The organism is Winogradskya humida (genome assembly GCF_016862215.1).
GTDB classification, from domain to species: domain Bacteria; phylum Actinomycetota; class Actinomycetes; order Mycobacteriales; family Micromonosporaceae; genus Actinoplanes; species Actinoplanes humidus.
In genome coordinates, this window is the sequence record NZ_BOMN01000136.1 from 18,191 (window position 1) to 36,125 (window position 17,935).

General features: G+C 70.0%; 13 protein-coding genes. 5 read left to right on the forward strand and 8 right to left on the reverse strand.

From position 1 onward, the window contains the following. Positions 1–3 precede the first annotated feature (3 nt). On the forward strand, positions 4–711 hold the full coding sequence (locus Ahu01nite_RS45720) for a TetR/AcrR family transcriptional regulator (RefSeq protein ID WP_203843034.1): 708 nt from the start codon (positions 4–6) through the stop codon (positions 709–711). Here the strand turns inward: Ahu01nite_RS45720 and Ahu01nite_RS45725 are convergent. From Ahu01nite_RS45725 to Ahu01nite_RS45740, 4 genes are all read right to left on the reverse strand, one after another. Beyond that, positions 686–1,897 (reverse strand): MFS transporter, encoded by a 1,212-nt coding sequence (locus tag Ahu01nite_RS45725; RefSeq protein WP_203843035.1) that lies wholly within the window; start codon positions 1,895–1,897, stop codon positions 686–688. The two genes, Ahu01nite_RS45720 and Ahu01nite_RS45725, sit on opposite strands and share 26 nt — an antisense overlap. Further along, positions 1,894–2,415, reverse strand: a complete 522-nt coding sequence (locus Ahu01nite_RS45730; protein ID WP_203843036.1) for a CGNR zinc finger domain-containing protein — start codon at positions 2,413–2,415, stop codon at positions 1,894–1,896. Before Ahu01nite_RS45730 ends, Ahu01nite_RS45725 begins: the two co-directional genes overlap by 4 nt. A 67-nt stretch (positions 2,416–2,482) precedes the next feature. Continuing rightward, a complete protein-coding gene (locus Ahu01nite_RS45735; protein ID WP_203843037.1) occupies positions 2,483–3,310 on the reverse strand; it encodes an alpha/beta hydrolase in 828 nt (275 codons plus the stop codon). 93 nt (positions 3,311–3,403) lie between these two features. Continuing rightward, on the reverse strand, positions 3,404–3,613 hold the full coding sequence (locus tag Ahu01nite_RS45740) for a DUF5988 family protein (RefSeq protein ID WP_203843038.1): 210 nt from the start codon (positions 3,611–3,613) through the stop codon (positions 3,404–3,406). Positions 3,614–4,472: 859 nt separating this feature from the next. Between Ahu01nite_RS45740 and Ahu01nite_RS45745 the strand changes: the two genes are divergently transcribed. Then, positions 4,473–5,648 carry a ParB/RepB/Spo0J family partition protein gene (locus Ahu01nite_RS45745; protein ID WP_203843039.1) on the forward strand — a complete coding sequence of 392 codons (1,176 nt, stop codon included), beginning with the start codon at positions 4,473–4,475 and terminating at the stop codon, positions 5,646–5,648. Positions 5,649–5,729: 81 nt separating this feature from the next. On the opposite strand, the gene Ahu01nite_RS45750 is transcribed toward Ahu01nite_RS45745, so the two are convergent. The 3 genes from Ahu01nite_RS45750 to Ahu01nite_RS45760 form a co-directional block, all read right to left on the reverse strand. Continuing rightward, positions 5,730–7,604 (reverse strand): ABC transporter ATP-binding protein, encoded by a 1,875-nt coding sequence (locus Ahu01nite_RS45750; RefSeq protein ID WP_203843040.1) that lies wholly within the window; start codon positions 7,602–7,604, stop codon positions 5,730–5,732. Further along, positions 7,601–9,382 (reverse strand): ABC transporter ATP-binding protein, encoded by a 1,782-nt coding sequence (locus tag Ahu01nite_RS45755; protein WP_203843041.1) that lies wholly within the window; start codon positions 9,380–9,382, stop codon positions 7,601–7,603. The genes Ahu01nite_RS45750 and Ahu01nite_RS45755 overlap by 4 nt, the downstream gene beginning before the upstream one ends. A 166-nt stretch (positions 9,383–9,548) precedes the next feature. Beyond that, positions 9,549–11,783 carry an MMPL family transporter gene (locus Ahu01nite_RS45760; RefSeq protein ID WP_203843042.1) on the reverse strand — a complete coding sequence of 745 codons (2,235 nt, stop codon included), beginning with the start codon at positions 11,781–11,783 and terminating at the stop codon, positions 9,549–9,551. A gap of 429 nt (positions 11,784–12,212) precedes the next feature. On the opposite strand from Ahu01nite_RS45760, the gene Ahu01nite_RS45765 reads away from it, so the two are divergent. From Ahu01nite_RS45765 to Ahu01nite_RS45775, 3 genes are all read left to right on the forward strand, one after another. After that, the gene (locus Ahu01nite_RS45765; RefSeq protein ID WP_203843043.1) at positions 12,213–13,538 is read left to right on the forward strand and encodes a sensor histidine kinase; all 1,326 of its coding nucleotides are present in this window, start codon (positions 12,213–12,215) and stop codon (positions 13,536–13,538) included. After that, complete coding sequence (locus Ahu01nite_RS45770; protein ID WP_203843044.1) at positions 13,523–14,182, forward strand: LuxR C-terminal-related transcriptional regulator; 660 nt, start codon at positions 13,523–13,525, stop codon at positions 14,180–14,182. The genes Ahu01nite_RS45765 and Ahu01nite_RS45770 overlap by 16 nt, the downstream gene beginning before the upstream one ends. 92 nt (positions 14,183–14,274) lie before the next feature. Further along, positions 14,275–14,925, forward strand: coding sequence for an ABC transporter ATP-binding protein (locus tag Ahu01nite_RS45775; RefSeq protein ID WP_203843045.1), 651 nt, complete (start codon positions 14,275–14,277; stop codon positions 14,923–14,925). Here Ahu01nite_RS45775 and Ahu01nite_RS45780 read toward each other — a convergent pair. Beyond that, complete coding sequence (locus tag Ahu01nite_RS45780; RefSeq protein ID WP_203843046.1) at positions 14,903–17,935, reverse strand: non-ribosomal peptide synthetase; 3,033 nt, start codon at positions 17,933–17,935, stop codon at positions 14,903–14,905. The two genes, Ahu01nite_RS45775 and Ahu01nite_RS45780, sit on opposite strands and share 23 nt — an antisense overlap.

A 17,935-nucleotide genomic window follows, 5' to 3' on the forward strand; every position in this document is an offset into this window, starting at 1 on the left:
AGGATGCCCGAACTGCAGCCCGTGATCTGGACCCGCCTGACGGGCCAGGGGCGCGGGCCGGCCCGCGCCCTCGACCACCGGATGATCGTCGAGGCGGCGATCGCGATCGCGGACGAGGAGGGTCTCGACGCGCTCTCCATGCGCCGGATCGGGTCGCGCATGGGCCATAGCGCGATGGCGCTCTACCGGCATGTCGGCAACAAGACCGACCTGATCGAGCTCATGTACGACGACGTCCTCGGCGAGCTCGACCTGACCGGCGGCCCCCGCGGCGACTGGCGCGCCCGGCTGTCCGCGCTGATCCACGACTACCGGCGACTGCACCACCGCCACCCCTGGATCATCGGGCTCGGTCAGCGGCCGAGCTTCGGCCCGAACTTCCAGAACGTCATGGACCACGCGCTCGGCTGCGTCGCCGATCTCGGTCTCGGGATCGGCGCGATGGTCGACCTGGCATTGACGCCTCTGCAGTTCGCCCGGGGCTTCGTGCAGGAGGAGCTCGCCGAGGCGGAGGAGCAGCGCCGCACCGGCCTGGACGAGGCCGGGTGGCGCCAACACGTGACACCGCTTGTCGTCCAGCTGGTCGAGTCCGACGACCACCCGCACCTCAAACGGATGATCACCGAGACGGACGGCGCCGCGGAGGAGCCCGACGCCGCCTTCGACCGCCGCCTCACGATGATCCTCAACGGTCTGGCGGCGAGCCTGTGAAGCCTCGGGACGACGGGACCAGGGCTGCTGCCGCGGGTGCGGCGAAACAGACCACGGCGCAGACCGCGAGCACCGTACCCATGCCAAAGGTGTTGATGGCCGGCGCGATGAGCGCGAGACCGGCGGGCGCGAGGCCGTAGGACAGCAGGAAGTCCAGGGAGGACACCCGCGCGAGCCGGTCCGGATCCACCTCGCGCTGGGTCGCGGTGAACCACGGCACGTTGAACAATTCGATGCCGAACCCGGCCACCACGTAGGTCGCCACGATGAACGCCGGGTGCACGGGCAGCAGCAGCCCCAGCGGCACAAGACCATAGAGCGAGAGCCCGGCCAGCGCGGACCACCCCGGCGTCCGCGGCCGCCAGCGCCCGATCAGAAGAGCACCCCCGAGAGCCCCCAATGTGTACGCCGTGAGCGCCGCGGCAAGCACAGTCTCGCTGTGGTACCGATCGCGACTGATCAGCGGCAGCGCCACCCCCGTGGCCGAGTATCCGGTGGCGATCACCGCCGTCAGCGCCCCCAGCCCCGCGAGGAACCAGGGATGCCGGCGCGCCTCCCTGACGCCGTCGGCGAACTCGCTCAGCACCGCCGGCCGCCCGCCGGCCACCACCCGCACCCCGGCGCCGCCTTTCGGGGCCAGCGCCGCCACCAGCCACAGACACCCGGTCCCGAGCAGCAGCAGGGGAATGCTGACAACCACCGCAAGCAGCGCGGTCAGCCCCGGAGCAAGCAACGTTGTCACCCGCACGGCAAGCGTGATCGCCGCATTGGCCTGCTGCCGCTGCGGCCCCGCAACAACCTCGGCGGCCAACGCCTGAAAAGCCGGCCGGCACGCCCCCTGCCCGACCCCCGTCACAGCAACCGCAACAGCCGCCAGCACCAGCGAATGCCCCAGCCCCCACGCGGCCACGGGAGCCGCCCCGCTCGCCATCAACCCCGACCACAGCACCACCCCGCGCCGGGAATACCGATCGGCCAGCACCCCACCCACCGGAACGGCACCGACAAACCCCACGATGCGCACGGCAAGCAGCAACCCGAGCTGCGTAGCCGTCAGCGTATGGTCGAGCACGGCGAGCCCGAGCAGGAAGGGCAGTGCCCAGGTCGCCAGCCCCGAGGCCGCGGTGCCGGTCCAGAGCCGCAGGAACGGCGCGTTTCGCAGCAGCGGCCCGTCGATGACGGTCACGAGGGTGTGTCCTCCCGCGCCCTGCGCCGCTCCCGCAGCGAGGCCGTCTTCACCCGGTCCTGGCACCGGGTCGAGCAGAACTGCTGGCTCCTGTTCCTGGTGCTGTCGAGGAAGACCCGCTCGCACCGGGGCGCCTGGCACCCCTTGATCCGGACGAAATCCCCGCTGCCGAGCAGCATCCCCGTAGCGATGACCAGGTGGGTGCTCTCGCCGCCGGTGGACGAGACGAACTGCAGGTGCCAGAAGCCGCCCGGCCCGCGCCGCGCCATCCGCGGGCGGGCGTCCATCAGGTCCAGCAGAGCGTTCAACCGCTCCGCCGCGGCCGCCGTATCCCCGGCGGCCACGGCACGCAGAATCATCCACAGCTCGCGACCCGTGTCGCCGAGGACCGCCACCTCGGGCAGAGACCGAGTCGGCTCCGAAGGGAGCGGTTTCCCGTGCGCAAAGGCCGGGCCGACCGCATTGGCCAGCGCAAACGCATCCTGAACAGCGAGCATCCAGTGCTCGTCGAGCTCCATGCCGCCGAGCATGCCATCATCAGCAGTTACTGTCTATATAAATTTAGCCAGTGACAGATAGCCCGCTTCAGTCCGTGGCCAGGAGGCGATCGAGCCAGGAGATGCGGGCTTCGCGGGCGGCCCGGCTGACGCGGGCGTCCGGGGCGGTCCAGTCGAAGACGTGGTAGCCGCCGGACCAGATGTGCAGTTCGGCCTGGCCGCCGGCCTGCCAGATGCGGGCGGCATAGGCCATGGCCTCGTCCCGCAGGGATTCGGCGGAGCCTGCGTCGGTGAACGCGGACGGGAGTCCGGAGAGATCGGTGGCACGGGCGGGTGCCGCGTAGGGCGGGACATCCGGGCCACCGCGGGCGTCGCCGAGCAGGGCGGTCCAGCCGACGCCGTTCCAGGTGGCGTCCCAGATGTCGCGGCCGGCCATCTGGCGTACCGATCCGCTGTTGTTGCGGTCGTCGAGCATCGGGCACATCAGCCATTGCCCGAGCAGCCGGGGGCCGCCCTGATCACGGACCCGCAGGGCAAGGGCGGCGGTCAGCCCACCGCCGGCGCTCGTGCCCGCGGCGATGATGCGCTGCGGGTCGATGCCGAGTTCATCGCCGTGCTCCGCGGTCCAGAGCAGACCGGCGTAGACGTCGTCGATCGGTGCGGGGTAAGGGTTTTCGGGGGCGAGCCGATATCCGACCGAGAGCAGGGTGGCGCCGAACCGGTCGGCGGTGCCGAGCAGGTCGCCCAGGCCGATGCGGTGATCGCCGGTGAACATGCCGCCGCCGTGGGTGTGGTAGATCGCCGGGCGGGGCCCGGGTACGCCGATCGGCGTACAGATCAGCAGGGAGACACCGGGGTCACCGGGCAGGCCGGGCACCGTGCGTTCGGTGACGGCGAAACGGCCGCCATGGGTCAACGGTCGGCCGTTATCCGGCGCAGGGCACCCGGCGAAAGCTCACCGGACGCCCACGCCGCAAGTCTGCCCGCACCCCGGTCGATCGTGCCCTTATTACTCAGCGATAAAAGTACGGGTGTGCCACAGCAGGACCGGCAGGCGCTCCCCCTCGACGCTCACGTAGTCGCCGGCGTGCCGGAAGTGCTCGTAGCCCGCCCCGAACTGACACTTGTAACTGCTCTCCAGCGAATCGATCACCTGGACGCGATGCTCTTCGGGGAAGTGCCCGGGACCCCCGGATAGAAAGACTTTGATCGCTGCCATAACGCCCTCCGGATATACGTCATCCGCCGCCGGAGTCACCGCTGCGGACTCCGACCGGCAATTCTCGGGTGCGCGGGCGGCCCCGATAGGCGGGACAAGCCTGGTATTTAACGCCGGCGCGAGCTGCAACTACTCCCGTTGCACCGATGCAACGGTCGGTGGAATGCGAAAGGCTTTTCACGCGCAGCCTGAATTTCTCGCAGCCGGGCTGCGCGCCCGCCCTCGTGGGGAGGCCGGCAGCGGCGGCGACTGCCACGCTACAACTCGTGACGCGGGGCTGGTTCAACGTTCAACTGAGTAGTCCAATTCGGTTGAACACGGCCGTTGCTACCCAGCCGAGGCAGCAAACCTCACTTTGAGCATCTGCACAACTACGCGAAGTGCGTCGATGGACCGAGGTTGAACACCCTAAAAGGTACAAGTTGGAGGACATCGGCAGTGCTGCCATTAAATAACGAAATGCGACAAAGAGACAGACCGGTCGAAGCGATTCCGCAGAGCGCGCGGTTCGCGCACACCGCAATGCCCGATTTGCCCAGCCACCCGTTACCCCGCCGAGCGCCGACCGCCATGACCTGCCTTTTCTGACGGAAAACAATGCCCCTGACACGACCGCGCAACCACAGTGACGTCGTATTTTCACTTCACGGCCGATCAATTCCTGTGAGATGCCTGCTGAACAGCTCAAATGAAGATCAAAGCTGTCACTGGGATGTTGACCACAGTAGATATGCCTTGCTAGGGTTTCCCCCGACCGCCCCTCCTGGGCTCTCGCAGGAGAAAAATTTACCAGCCTTTAATAAGCGGTAGGGAAAAGGCTATGTCCACATTCGTGAAGCGACACGGGGGATCGAATCGAATGAGCAAGGGCAACGGGAGTTTGCCATTGATCGAAACCCGCCCCGCACGCGACACCGCCAAGAACGAGGCACCACAGTTCGCCTGGGACGCGGAGAGCGCGACGGTTGAGTGCGTATCGATCAGCGTGCTGCTCCCCGCGGACTCGCCGCGACTGACCGGAGAGGATGCCGAGCACGTCCGCCTGCTGGCGGCCACCGACGGCCAGCTGCCGCCCATCACCGTACACCGCCAGACCATGCGCGTGATCGATGGTATGCATCGCCTTCAGGCAGCCGTGACGCGTGGACACGAGACCATCAACGTCCGTTTTTTCGACGGCTCCGACGAGGACGCGTTCGTCCTGGCCGTGCAGCTCAACGTCGGCCACGGGCTCCCGCTCACCCGGGCGGACCGGACCGCCGCGGCCCGGCGCATCATCTCCCTGCACTCGACCTGGTCCGACCGGCTGATCGCCTCGGTGTCCGGTCTTTCCGCGGGGACCATCCGGGCCCTGCGCAAGGAATGCGGTGAACCCAAGGCGGTGGCCGCCCGGGTCGGCCGGGACGGCCGCGTGCGCCCCACCGACGCGGCGGCGGGCCGGCTGGCGGCGAGCCGGGTCGTCACCGAACAACCCGACGCGTCGCTGCGGGAGATCGCCCGCCGGGCCGGTGTCTCACTGGGCACGGCCCGCGATGTCCGGGAGCGGATGCAGCACGGCGAGGATCCGCTGCCACCGATGCAACGCACGAACAGACGGCTCGCGGCAGCGCAGGCCGAAGGACTGCACGAACCCGGCGCGACCGCCGACCATCAGCACGAATGCACCGCGGGAGCAGCCGGCGATCCCGCCTGCTCCGGCCAGCACGTCACCATCCTGACCGGAGCGAGGAACACCTCGCCGCGGTTGGCCGGTAACAGCCGCTTCCCCGGATTCGAAGCCGACGAGCAGATCCCTGAAGTACCCGAGCTGCTCAACAGCCTGATCCGCGATCCCTCGCTGAGGTTCACCGACAACGGCCGCAAACTGCTGCGCTGGCTGTCGACGGTCTCCTCGACGCTGCCGACGTGGAACCAGGTCGCCCCGACCGTACCCTCGCATTCCGCCTACATGGTGGCCGATCTGGCCCGCAAGTGCGCGGCCGAGTGGTCGAGCTTCGCGAACGAGGTAGCGAAGATGACCGACGTCGCCATGTGAACCGTCTCCACCGCACCACGAAAACTGTGCCCCTTGCCGGGATCGGCGAGGGGCACAGCCGCGTGCGGGGCGGACCCGGTGTCAGGACGTGGCGGCGAACTGGCTGTTGTAGAGATGGTGGTAGAAGCTCCGGCGTGCCAGCAGCTCCACGTGGGAACCCTGCTCGGTCACCCGGCCGGCGTCGATGACGACGATCGTGTCGGCGTCGCGGACGGTCGACAGGCGGTGCGCGATGACAAAACTGGTCCGGCCCGCACAGAGACGGGTCATCGCCTGCTGGATCATCAGCTCCGTACGGGTGTCGACGCTGCTCGTGGCCTCGTCCAGGATCAGGATGTCCGGGTCGGCGAGGAATGCCCGGGCGATCGTGAGCAACTGCTTCTGCCCGGTGGAGACGCTGGAGGCATCCTCGTCGAGCACGGTGTCGTACCCGTCGGGCAGCGTGCGGACGAAATCGTCCACGAAGGCGTCCCTGGCGGCGGCTCGAACGTCCTCATCGGACACATCCTGCCGGCCGTAGGCGATGTTCTCCCGGATCGTGCCGCCGAACAGCCAGGTTTCCTGCAGCACCATGCCGAAACAGGCGCGCACCTCGTCGCGGCTCAGGTCGCGGTAGTCGGTGCCGTCCAGCAGGATCTGACCGTCGTCGATCTCGTAGAAGCGCATGAGCAGGTTCACCAGCGTGGTCTTGCCGCTTCCGGTCGGGCCGACGATGGCGACCTTCTGCCCCGGTGCCACATCGAGGGTCAGGTCCTCGATCAGGGGAGCACCGGGCTCGTACCTGAAGGACACGTTGCGCAGCTCGATCCGGCCGGCCGTCTTCCCCGTGCGGGTCACGGTCGTCGTGGTGGTGCTCTCCTCGGGGGCGTCCAGGAACTCGAAGACGCGCTCCGCGCTGGCGAGGCCCGACTGGATCAGGCCCAGCTGCCCGGCGATCTGGGTGATCGGGGTGGTGAACCGGCGCGAATACTGGATGAACGCCTGCACCGAGCCCAGCGAGACGACGCCGGTGGCGACCTGATAACCGCCCAGCACCGCGATCGTCACATAATTCAAATTGCCGATGAGCAGGACGGCGGGCAGAATCAGCCCGGAGAAGAATTGGGCGTAGAAGCTGGCCCGGCGCAGCTTCTCATTACGTTCGCCGAAACTTTCGATCACCGTCGCCCGGCGGCCGAAAGCAAGCATGAGAGCGTGGCCGGAATACGTCTCCTCGGCCAGCGCCGTCAGATGACCGGTGTGCTCCCACTGCGCCGTGAAATGCGGCTTGGACCGTTTACCGAAGACGGCCAGCGCCACCATCAGCAGCGGCACGGTGATCAGGGAGACGGCGGCGAGCAGCGGGGAGATCCAGAACATGACCACCAGCACCCCGAGCACGGTGAGCACCGCCGTCGGCAGCTGACCGAGCACCTCCTGCAGGGCGACGTTGATGTTGTCGACGTCGTTGGTGGTCCGGCTGAGGATCTCGCCGTGCGGGTTCCGGTCGAAGTACCGCAGCGGCAGCCGGCCCATCTTCTCCTCGACCGAGCGGCGCAGCCCGTGGATGGTGCGCTGAGTGATCCCCGCCATCAGGAAGCCCTGGATCCAGCTGAACACGGCGCTCAGCACAAACACCGCCGTGGCCAGGAGCAGAAGCCGCCCGAGGTGGTCGAGATCGACGCCGTGGGTCGGGGTGACGTTCATGGTCGAGAGCATGTCGGCCAGCCGGTCGTGGCCCTGCGCGCGCAGGTCGGCCACGGCCTGGTCGCGGCCACCGATCTCCGGCAGCTCCCTGCCGATCAGACCGCTGAGCAGCACGTCGGTGGCCAGGCCGAGGATCCACGGCCCGGCGACCAGGGTGCCGACCGACGCGATGGTGAGCACGACCACGAGCAGCAGCCGCGACCGTTGCGGCCGGAGCCGCGCCGCCAGGCGCGGCAGTGCCGACCGGCGAGGCGGGGTGGACTGGGTCATGCCGCGGCCCCTTCGCCGAGCTGGGAAGCGATGATCTCCTGGTACGCCCGGCAGCCGGTCAGCAGCCGCTCATGGGTGCCGACACCGGCGATCCGTCCGGACTCGAGCACGACGATCTGGTCGGCGTGCATGATCGTGCTGGCCCGCTGGGCGACGATCACCACGGTGGCGCCCCGCGTCTCGGCCCGCAGCTCCGCGCGCAGCCGGGCGTCGGTGGCAGCGTCCAGGGCGGAGAAGCAGTCGTCGAACAGGTAGAGCCACGGCCGCCGGACCAGGGCGCGCGCGATGGACAACCGCTGCCGCTGGCCACCTGACAGGTTCGCGCCGCCCCGTTCGACGGGTGCGTCCAGCCCGCCGGGCAGGGCGGCGACAAAATCGCGGGCCTGGGCGGTCTCCAGCGCGCGCCACAGCTCGTCGTCCGTGGCCTCGGGACGGCCGAACCGCAGGTTGCCGGCCACGGTCCCGGCGAACAGCAGGGCCGTCTGCGGCACCAGGCCGATGCTCGCTCTCAGGTCGTCGACGGACTGCTCAGGAACGCCGAGCCCGTGTACGAGCACCGTGCCGTCCGTCGCGTCGATGAACCGCGGGATCAGGTTGAGCAGCGTGGTCTTACCGCTGCCGGTGCCCCCGATGACCGCACTGGTCTGCCCCGGCCGGAACGTCAGCGTCAGATCGCTCACCACCGGACGTTCGCTGCCCGGATAGCGGAAACTGACCTGCTGGAACTCGACCTTGCCGGCCTGCGTGGACGCGGGTGCCGCGCGCGGGGGCCCGGCGCTCGACGGCATGACCGTGAGGATCTGCTCGATCCGGTTCGCGGCGGCGGCGGCGCGCGGGATCAGCACGATCACGGTCACCGCGACGACGATGTACGTCAGGATCTGCAGGATGTAGATCAGGAACGCCGTCATGCTGCCGATCTCCATCGTGCCGTCGCTGACCAGCCGGCCGCCGAACCAGACGACCCCCACGCTGGACACGTTGACGATCCCGAAGATCACCGGGAGGACCAGCGCGAAGACCCGGTTGGCCCGTAGCCCGGTCGCGGTGATGTCCTCGTTGACGGCGCCGAAGCGGACCCGCTCGGCGTCGGTGCGGCCGAACGCACGCGTCACCCGGACCCCGGAGATCTGTTCCCGCAGGACCTGATTGAGCCGGTCGGTCTTCACCTGCACCGCGCGGAACAGCGGGAGCAGGACCACCAGGGTGACCGCGATGATCGCGACCAGCACCGGCAGTGCCACCACGAGCAGCAGCGACAACTCCCGCCCGGCCCGGACCGCCAGGATCAGCGCGCCGCCGATCGTGAAGACGACGCTGATCAGCAGCGTGAGCGACAGCTGCAGGAAGACCTGGAGCTGCTGGACGTCGTTGACCGTGCGGGTGGTCAGCGACGAGACGCCGAAGCGGTGCAGATCGGCGACCGAGAACGACTGCACCCGGGCGAAGATCGCCGCGCGCAGGTCGGCGCCGACCGTCATGGACACCCGCGACGCCAGGTACACCGCCAGCACGGCGACGATGCCCAGGCCCGCGGTGATGACGAGCATCAGGGCACCGGCGCGCCAGATGTAGCCGAGGTCCCCGCCGACCACACCGTCATCGATGATGTCGGCGTTGAGATTGGGCAGATAAAGATTGCCCGCCGCCTGCGCGGCCATCAGCACGACCACTGCGCTCAAGGCTCGGTAATAGGGACGGATATAACGGCGTAACAACCGGGTCAGGGCCGACCAGCCCTTGGATGTTTGCGCTTTTCTGGCGCGTCGCGATTTCATGGCAGCGCGGCTCGCTTCATTGTTGTCGCGAATTGAAGCACGCGGGCCGAACGGCCGGCCCGTTTACCGTAACCGCGAAAGGCGGCGCCGACAATGTCGGCGCCGCCCCGTTCAAGTGCATTAATTGCCCCGCTGTTCGACTGGCTTTTCTCGCAGTTGAACAGCCTCACCCCTTGACGGGGTGCTCCGTGGACTCCTCGGCGACGGCCGGCTCAGACTTCGACTCAGATTCAGATTCAGATTCCGGCTCCGGCTCCGGCTCTGACGCCGGCTTTTCTGTGGCGGAGGCCGGCTCGTCCGATGACGGGAGCTTCTCGCGGGAGGGCCACCAGCTCTTGTCGCCGATGGTCAGGATCGAGGCGGGGACGAGCACCGTGCGTACGAGCAGCGTGTCGAGCAGAACGCCCAGCGCGACCGCACTGCCCACCTCGGTCAGCTGAACGCTGGGCAGCTGTGCCAGCGCGGCGAACGTCGCGGCGAGCACGACCCCGGCCGCGGTGATGACGCCACCGGTGACACTGAGCCCCCGCAGCGTGCCCCGCTTCGTGCCGAGGTGACGCGACTCCTCCCGGATCCGGGCCGCCAGGAAGATGTTGTAGTCGACGCCGAGCGCAACCAGGAACACGAAGATGTAGATGGGGATGCTGGGGTCGATGCCGTCGAAGCCGAACGCGTCCTTCCACAGCAGACTGGCGAGCCCGAACGACGCGGCGAAGCTGAGCGCGGTCGTGACCACCAGGACGATCGGGGCGACCACCGCCCGCAGCAGCAGACCGATGACGATCAGGATCACGAGCAGCACGAGCGGGATGACCACGGTGGCGTCGTGCCGGGCCTGCTGCTCGGAGTCGTACTGGACGGCGGGGAAGCCGCCCACGAGCGCCTTGGGGGCGCTGCTGTCCAGCTCCGAACGCAGCTGTTTGATCGTGTCCCAGGCCTTGTCGCCGAACGGGGTGACGGACAGGACCACCGAGAAGCTGGAGTAGCCCTGCACCGCGGGGCCGGCCTCGACCGAGCTGACATTCGGCGTGCCCCGGGCGGTGGTCTCGGTCGCGGCTGCCTCGTCCGGCGGGGTGAGGATCACCAGCGGGTAGCTGATGCCGACCGGGAAGTGCTGGCTGATCAGGCGGGTGCCGACGACGCTGCCAGGGTTGCCCTTGACGTTGTTCAGCGGGTCACTGTTGAAGTTCAGTGCGAACAGGCCGGCACAGGCAGCGATCAGCAGCACCACGGAGATCGCGGTGACCGGGGCGGGACGACGGGCGACGCCGTTGCCGATCCGGGCCCAGAACCGCGACTCCTCGTGCCCGCCCTTGCCCTCGCGGGGGACGCGGGGCCAGAACGCGACACGGCCGAAGATCAGCAGCAGGGCCGGGTAGAACGTCACCTCGGCCACCAGGGCGGCCAGGACACCCACGACACCGACCGGGCCGAGGCCGCGTACGGCACCGGAGCCGGCCGCCAGCAGGCAGAGCATCGCGGCGACGACCGTGCCCGCGGAGGCGAGCAGGGTGGGCAGCGTGCGGCGCAGAGCGACGCTCATGGCGTCCTCCGGCAGCGCGTGCAACGACAGCTCTTCTCGATACCGGTGCGTGAGCAGCAACGCGTAGTCGGTACCGGCGCCGAAGACGAGCACGATGAGGATGGACGTCGACAACGAGCTGATCGTGAGGCCGGCGCTGGCGAGTCCGTGCGCCCCCGCCTGTGCCACCACGACCGCTCCCCCGGCGCCGATCAGCGGCAGGGCCCACAGCACCGGGCTGCGATAGACCAGCAGCAGCACGATCCCGACGATGATCACCGCGGACAGCAGCAGACCCGTCTCGGTCTCGTTACCGCTGTCGGTGGTCGCCGCCGCCGCGCCCGTCACCGCGACCTGCAGGCCGCTCGTCGAGGCGGTCGCCTTGTCGAGCGCGTCCCGGACCGCTTTCACGGCCGCCGCGTCGTCGTCGGTGATGTCCTGCTGGGGGGCGGTGACACCGGTCCCGAAGACGGCGGCCTGCTTGTCGTCCGACACCGTGACGTCGCCCGGGGCGGTCAGCCCGGCGGTCGTACCGACCAGACCCGCGACGGCCGTGCGGGCCGCGGCGATAACCGTCGAGTCCTGCTCGGTCAGGCCGGTCTTGCGCTCGAAGATGATGACCATGTCATCGGTCTGCGGTTCACCCTTGCCACCGGCGGCGGCCTCCTCGATCTCGGCGACCTTGGTCGACGAGGCCGAGTGCGGCAGGTAGGCCGCGGGCGTGTCGTTGGTGGCCTTGGAGAGACCACCGGCTACCGGGTTGAGCAGCACGATCATCACGAACCAGAGGATCGCCACCGGCCAGCGCAGCCGGCGTATCAGCACGGCGAACCGGTCGGTCGAGCTCGCACGGCGTCGCCGGCGGGTGAACAAGGGCATCGCGGACTCCCTGAAATGGAGGCGGTGTGGTCAGGAGAAGCCCCGACCCGGCGCCGAGGCCGACTTCTCACCGCAAAGGGGTACACCCTGGACGCCGGTCGGGCAACCGGTGCGGGGCCGGTCGGGTACCCCCGCGGCGTACCCTCCAGCCCGTGGTTGGTCGCCTGGATCTGCTTACCGCACAACGGTTTCATGATCGATCGACGCGGTCCACGTGTTCAACTGCGACCGGTCAAGTGTGGGGCTAGACCCACCCCGGGACGCGAAATCGCGGGGTCTGGGCCCACCTGCCAGGGGAGCTAGCCGGATACCGGCTGCCGGGCCGCGGCCGTAGATTCGAGCCGCCGGCCGACCGGGGGGTGAAGCCACCTCCACCATATGTATCCCGCCGGGCTGGCACAATGAACTTCGCAACGAGAGGACAGCCGCATGAGAGTGCCCGTCGGCGGCAACCCCCTGCGCTGGGGTGCCGAGATCGCGCTCGGGCTGTACCGGTCCGTCGTCCTGACCCTGCTCACCGTGCTCCTCCCGACCGTCGCCGGGTTCGTCGGCTTCGGCGGTTCGCTGGTGGCCTACTCCTGGACCAAGGGCTCGACAGCACCCCTCGCCGTCCGCGCGCTCGCGTCGCTCGGCGAGACCCTGGTGATCGTCGTGTGGATCGCCGCGGGCGTCTGGATGGTGCACCTGCTGACCAGCAGGCAGCTGGCCCAGGCCGCGCGGCGGGTCACGCGGCGCTGGCTTGCTCTGGAGCTCGAGGTCAGTTACCGGCCCGTGTTCCCGGTGACCCGGATGGCCACCGGCTACTGGTGGGACGGCGTCGAGTACCAGAAGTCCGAGCGGGAGGCGCGCCGCCGGGCCCGGATGCAGGCCCGCTTCCACGACCCGCAGCTGCACTGGGACGGGTTGTGGGGCGTCGTCGCGGGGGTGACCGTGCTGCCGGTCGCGGCCCTGCCGCCGCTCGCGGTGGCCGGCGGCGGCTATCTGATCGCGGCCCGCGGCCTGCCCCTGCCGGGGGTCGCCGCGATCGTCGCCGGTCTCGCCGCCGCCCCGTTCGCGTGGCGGGTGCTGCGGCCCGTGGCGGTCCGGTTCCTCGGCACGACCCCGCAGTCGCTGTTCGGCCGGCGGGTCCGGCAGCTGGAAGCCATCCGGGCCGACCAGACCCAGGCCCAGGTCGCGGAGCTGGAGCGGATCGAGCGGGGGCTGCACGACGGGGCCCAGGCACGGATCGTCGCGATGGGCATGGCCATGCAGGTCGCCGAGCGGATGGTCGACACCGATCCCGCCGCCGCGAAGGCGATCCTCGCCGACGCCCGGGCGACCTCGGCCGCCGCGCTCGCCGAGCTCCGTTCGCTGGTCCGGGGCATCAATCCGCCCGTGCTGGCCGAGCGGGGCCTGGTCGACGCCGTCCGGGCGCTGGCGCTCGACGCGCCGGTCGAGGTCACCGTGCACAGCGAGGTGCCGTCCCGGGTGGAGCGCCCGGTCGAGTCGGCCGTGTACTTCGCCGTCGCGGAACTGCTCACCAACGTCGCGAAACACGCCCACGCCACCGAGGTACGCATCGAACTCGTCTACCGGTCGCGGACGCTCACCGCGACCGTCACCGACAACGGCGCCGGCGGGGCCGCCGCGGCGGCGGGGTCCGGACTGAGCGGGATCGAGCGCCGCGTGAAAGCATTCGACGGCCGGTTGCTCATCACCAGTCCCGCCGGCGGCCCTACTCACATCACCGTGGCGGTACCGTGCGCATTGTCGTAGCCGAGGATCTGTTTCTGCTGCGTGACGGGATGGTTCGGCTGGTCGAGGCGTACGGGCACACCGTCGTCGCGGCCGTCGACTCCGGACCGGCAACCCTGGAGGCCCTGCTCAGCACTCGGCCGGACGCGGCGATCGTCGACGTCCGGCTGCCACCGACGTTCTCCGACGAGGGGCTCAAGGCGGCACTCGCCGCTCGCCAGGTGATACCCGGGTTGCCGGTGCTCATCCTGTCGCAGCACGTGGAGCAGCTCTATGCACGCGAGCTGCTCGCCGACGGGCACGGCGGCGTCGGCTACCAGCTGAAGGACCGCGTCCTCGACGCCGACCAGTTCATGGACGCCCTGGACCGGGTCGCGGGTGGCGGCACGGCCCTCGACCCGACGGTGGTCGCGAAACTCCTGGGCCGGCCGGTCCGCGCCGATCCCCTGGCCACCCTGACCGAGCGGGAACGCTCGGTGCTCGCCCTGATGGCCGAGGGCCTGTCCAACACGGCGATCGCGGGCAAGCTGTTCCTCAGCGAGGGCGCGATCAGCAAATACACGACCACGATCTTCGCCAAGCTCGGCCTGGCCGGCGACGAGGACACCAACCGCCGCGTCCGGGCCGTGCTGACTTATCTCGACGCGGGCGCCGGGTGGGCCTAGACCCACACTATTCGGGGAGCTAGCAGGATACCGGGCAGCGAGGCCCAAAACGTACCGTCTTGGTATCAGCCAATACCGAGAAGGGACCGGCCATGTCCGCAGTGATTGAGGTGCAGCACCTGAACAAGAGCTTCGGCGACCTCGTGGCGGTCGAGGATGTCTCCTTCACCGTCGAGGAGGGCGAGATCTTCGGGATCGTCGGCCCCCGCGGCTCCGGGAAGACCACGATCGTGGAGTGCCTCGAGGGCCTGCGCGCCCACGACAGCGGCAGCATCCAGGTGCTCGGCCGCGATCCCCGCCAGGAGCGGGCCGAGGTCACCCGGCGGATCGCCGACCGGTTGCAGGACGGCCGGCTGCCCGACCGGCTGGCGGTCGCCGAGGCCCTGACGCTGTACGGCTCGTTCTACCGCGACCCCGCCGACTGGCGGGAGCTCATGGCCGCGCTCGGGCTCACCACCTCGTCCCGGACCCGCGAGGGGGCCGGCACCAGCAGCAGCCGGCACCGGCTGTCGGTCGCGTTCGCCGACGTGGGCCGACCGCAGGTGGCGGTGCTCGACGGGCTCACCACCGGGCAGGACCCGCGGTCCCGGCGTGAGACCTGGGCCGCGGTCGAATCCGTTCGAGCCAGCGGCGTCACGATCCTGCTGGTGACACCGTTCCGGGCGGAGGCCGAGCAGCTGTGCGACCGGGTCGCGCTGATGGATCGGGGGCGGCTGACCGTTACCGGCCCGCCGGCGCGGTGAGCAGGTCCTGAACGCGGGTGGCCAGGCCCCTCGGGGTCGGCTGCTCGAAGATCTCCCCCAGACCCAGCGAGACGCCGCTCAGGTTCTGCAGTTCCTGCAGCGCCCAGGCGGCCAGCATGGAGTTGCCGCCGGACTCGAAGAAGTTCGTGTCCGCGGTGATGTCCTCGCGCTGCAGGATGGTCCCCCACAGGGTGGTCAGCCGGCCGGTCAGCTCGTCGTCGAGGCCGGCCCCGCTCAGCTCCAGCGGGGCGCTCACGGCCTGCGCCCGCCGCTCGGCGACCAGCCGTTCCAGAGCGGGATAGTCGACCTTCCCACTGCCGTTGATCGGCATGGCTTCCACCGTCACCAGGTCACCGGGCAGCATCGACCGGGACAGCTGGGCACGGGCATGGCTCCGGACGCTGTCGAGATCGAGCGTGCTGGCGGCAGCTTCCAGACATCCGATGAGTACGGCGTCCGCGCTCGGATCCCCGATCATGACCACGGCCGCCGCGCCGACCTGCGGGTGCGCCAGCAACGTCGCCTCGATCTCGCCCAGTTCGATCCGGTTGCCGCGCAGTTTCACCTGCCGGTCACTACGGCCGAACAGGTCGAGGACGCCGTCCGCACGCCACCGGGCCACGTCGCCCGTACGGTAGAACCTGCCGTACCGGGGGTGTTCGCCGAACCGCTGCGCGGTGAGCTCCGGGCGGTTGTGGTAACCGATCGCCACGCCCACGCCCGCGATGCAGAGTTCGCCGCGCACGCCGATCGGCAGGTCATCGCCGTGCTCGTCGACGACGAAGACCTGGGTGTTGGCGATCGGGGCGCCGACGTCGAGCCGGGCCCCGGACGTGTCGGTGACGATCCGCGACGTCGACCAGATCGTCGTCTCCGTCGGCCCGTACACGTGGTGGAAGGCCGCGCCGGCCGCGGCGAGCCGCTGGGCCAGCCAGACGGGCACGATCTCACCGCCGGCCAGGACGGTACGCCCGCGCAGGCTCTCCCCCGCGCGGTCGATGACGAGGCGCCACGTCGTCGGCGTCGCCTGGACGAACCGCACGTCGTGGCGCAGCACCAGGTCGCGCAGCACCCGGCCGTCGCTGCGGGCCGAGTCCGGTGCGGGCACCAGGCTGCCGCCCGAGGCCAGCGGCACGAACAGTTCGAGGCCGGAGATGTCGAACGCGAACGTGGTCAGCCACAGCATCGTGTCGGCGGCGGTCGCGGCGAGCTCGCCGGTGAAGTGCGCGATCAGGTTCGCCAGGGCGCCGTGGCTGACGAGCGTGCCCTTCGGGCGGCCGGTCGAGCCCGACGTGTAGATCAGATAGGCGCAGGCCGCGGGGTCGACCGGCGGGGCCGCGCTCGTTGCCGGGTCCGGGACGTCGGTCACGGGTGGTGGTGTCAGGACCGTACGGTCGTCGGCGGCGTACCGCGCCAGGTCTGCGGTGGCGAGCAGGATCTTCGCCCCGGAGTCGGCCAGCTGGTAGCGGATCCGTTCCTCGGGGTGCGCGGCATCGATGGGGAGGTACGCAGCGCCCGCCAGCCACGCGCCGAGGACGGCCGCGGCCAGCTCGGCGCTGCGCGGGAGGGCGACCGCCACCACGTCGCCCGGTTCGACACCGGCGGCCCGGATGAGGCTCGCGAGGTGGTGGGCGGCGTTCCACAGCTGCCGGTAGCTGACCCGCTGGTCGCCGTCGATGACAGCGACGGCGCCGGGCTGCCCGGTGACGCGGTCCTGGACGGCGTGCAGGACGGATCCGGGCTGCACGGGCCGGTCGGTGTTGTTGGCCGCGTCGATGACCTCGCGGTCACGGGGGCTCCACACCGGCACGTCGCCGACAAGCACGCCGGGGCCGGACGCGAACGACGCCAGCACCGCCTCGTACCGGGCGATCAGCAGTGTGGCGTCCGCCGCGTCGAACAGCTCGCTGCGGTAGACGGCCCGCACCTCGGCGGCGGTGCCCGTAACGGTGACCCGGAGGTCGAGGTCGAACTTGCTGAAACCTGGTTCGACCTCGACGCGCCGGGCCTGCATGCCACCGATCGGGAACTCGGCACGGCCGGTGCCGGGCAGCACCTCGAAGGCGTACCGGAAGGGGGTGGTCCGCCGGGCCGAACGGGGCCGCGGCAGGAGATCGGGATACGCGTCCACGGGTACGTCGGCATGCGCGACCGCCGTCCGCAGGGTGTCGGCGCTGCGCAGGATCAGGTCGCGCACACTCTCGGCACGGTCGATCCGCACCCGCAGTGGCACATAGTTGACGTGGTAGCCGATCGCGCGGGCGCTCTCCGCGGGACGCACGTCGACCGGGGAGCCGAGGACGAGATCCGGGTCGGCGCCGTGCGCTGCCAACAGGGCGTAGTACCCGGCCAGCAGGATCGCGGACTCCGGCACTCCCAGGTCGCTCCCCAGCCGCCGGACACCGGTCACGACATGCTCGGGCAGTGCGCGACTGACCTGCGCCGCCGCGAGGGTCGGCCGGTCCGGTTCCGGCGCCGCGCACTTCAGCTCGGAGCCGTCGACGGTTGCGCCCGCCAGCCGGGTACGCCAGAACTCCAGGCTCGGCGTACGCGGTGGCAGCTCAACGAGGGCCGCGACCGGCGCGAGGGCCTCGTGCGAGTACGCCGCCGCGATCTCCTCGAGAAACACCCCGGCGGACAACCCGTCGAGGACCAGCTCGTGGGCGGTGACGTGGAACGTGTCGCCGGCCAGCGCCGTCCGCAGCATGGGACCGCCGTTGAACTCGAACGGCGTGCCGGCGTCGTACGGAGCCTCGCCGAGCGTGAACTCGCCGGGGCTGAGCACCCGCTTGACCAGCCGCATACCGTCGGCGCGGTAGACCGAGCGGAGCGCGTCGTGCCGCCCCAGCACCACGGCCAGCGCCGCGGCGAGCCGGTCCGGATCAAGCTCCCCGGCCACCGTGAACGCGGCCGACCGGTTGTTCACCGGTGTGCCGGGGGCCAGCGACTCGAGCAGCCACAGCGCCTCCTCCTTGCGGGAGACCTCGGCATAGTCGGCCTCAGAGATCAT

Coding starts and splice junctions, on each gene's coding strand:
- Ahu01nite_RS45745 (WP_203843039.1), top strand. CDS start 4,473: ATGAGCAAGGGCAACGGGAGTTTGCCATTGATCGAAACCCGCCCCGCA.
- Ahu01nite_RS45775 (WP_203843045.1), top strand. CDS start 14,275: ATGTCCGCAGTGATTGAGGTGCAGCACCTGAACAAGAGCTTCGGCGAC.
- Ahu01nite_RS45740 (WP_203843038.1), bottom strand. CDS start 3,613: ATGGCAGCGATCAAAGTCTTTCTATCCGGGGGTCCCGGGCACTTCCCC.
- Ahu01nite_RS45730 (WP_203843036.1), bottom strand. CDS start 2,415: ATGGAGCTCGACGAGCACTGGATGCTCGCTGTTCAGGATGCGTTTGCG.
- Ahu01nite_RS45750 (WP_203843040.1), bottom strand. CDS start 7,604: ATGACCCAGTCCACCCCGCCTCGCCGGTCGGCACTGCCGCGCCTGGCG.
- Ahu01nite_RS45780 (WP_203843046.1), bottom strand. CDS start 17,935: ATGATCTCTGAGGCCGACTATGCCGAGGTCTCCCGCAAGGAGGAGGCG.
- Ahu01nite_RS45755 (WP_203843041.1), bottom strand. CDS start 9,382: ATGAAATCGCGACGCGCCAGAAAAGCGCAAACATCCAAGGGCTGGTCG.
- Ahu01nite_RS45720 (WP_203843034.1), top strand. CDS start 4: ATGCCCGAACTGCAGCCCGTGATCTGGACCCGCCTGACGGGCCAGGGG.
- Ahu01nite_RS45765 (WP_203843043.1), top strand. CDS start 12,213: ATGAGAGTGCCCGTCGGCGGCAACCCCCTGCGCTGGGGTGCCGAGATC.
- Ahu01nite_RS45760 (WP_203843042.1), bottom strand. CDS start 11,783: ATGCCCTTGTTCACCCGCCGGCGACGCCGTGCGAGCTCGACCGACCGG.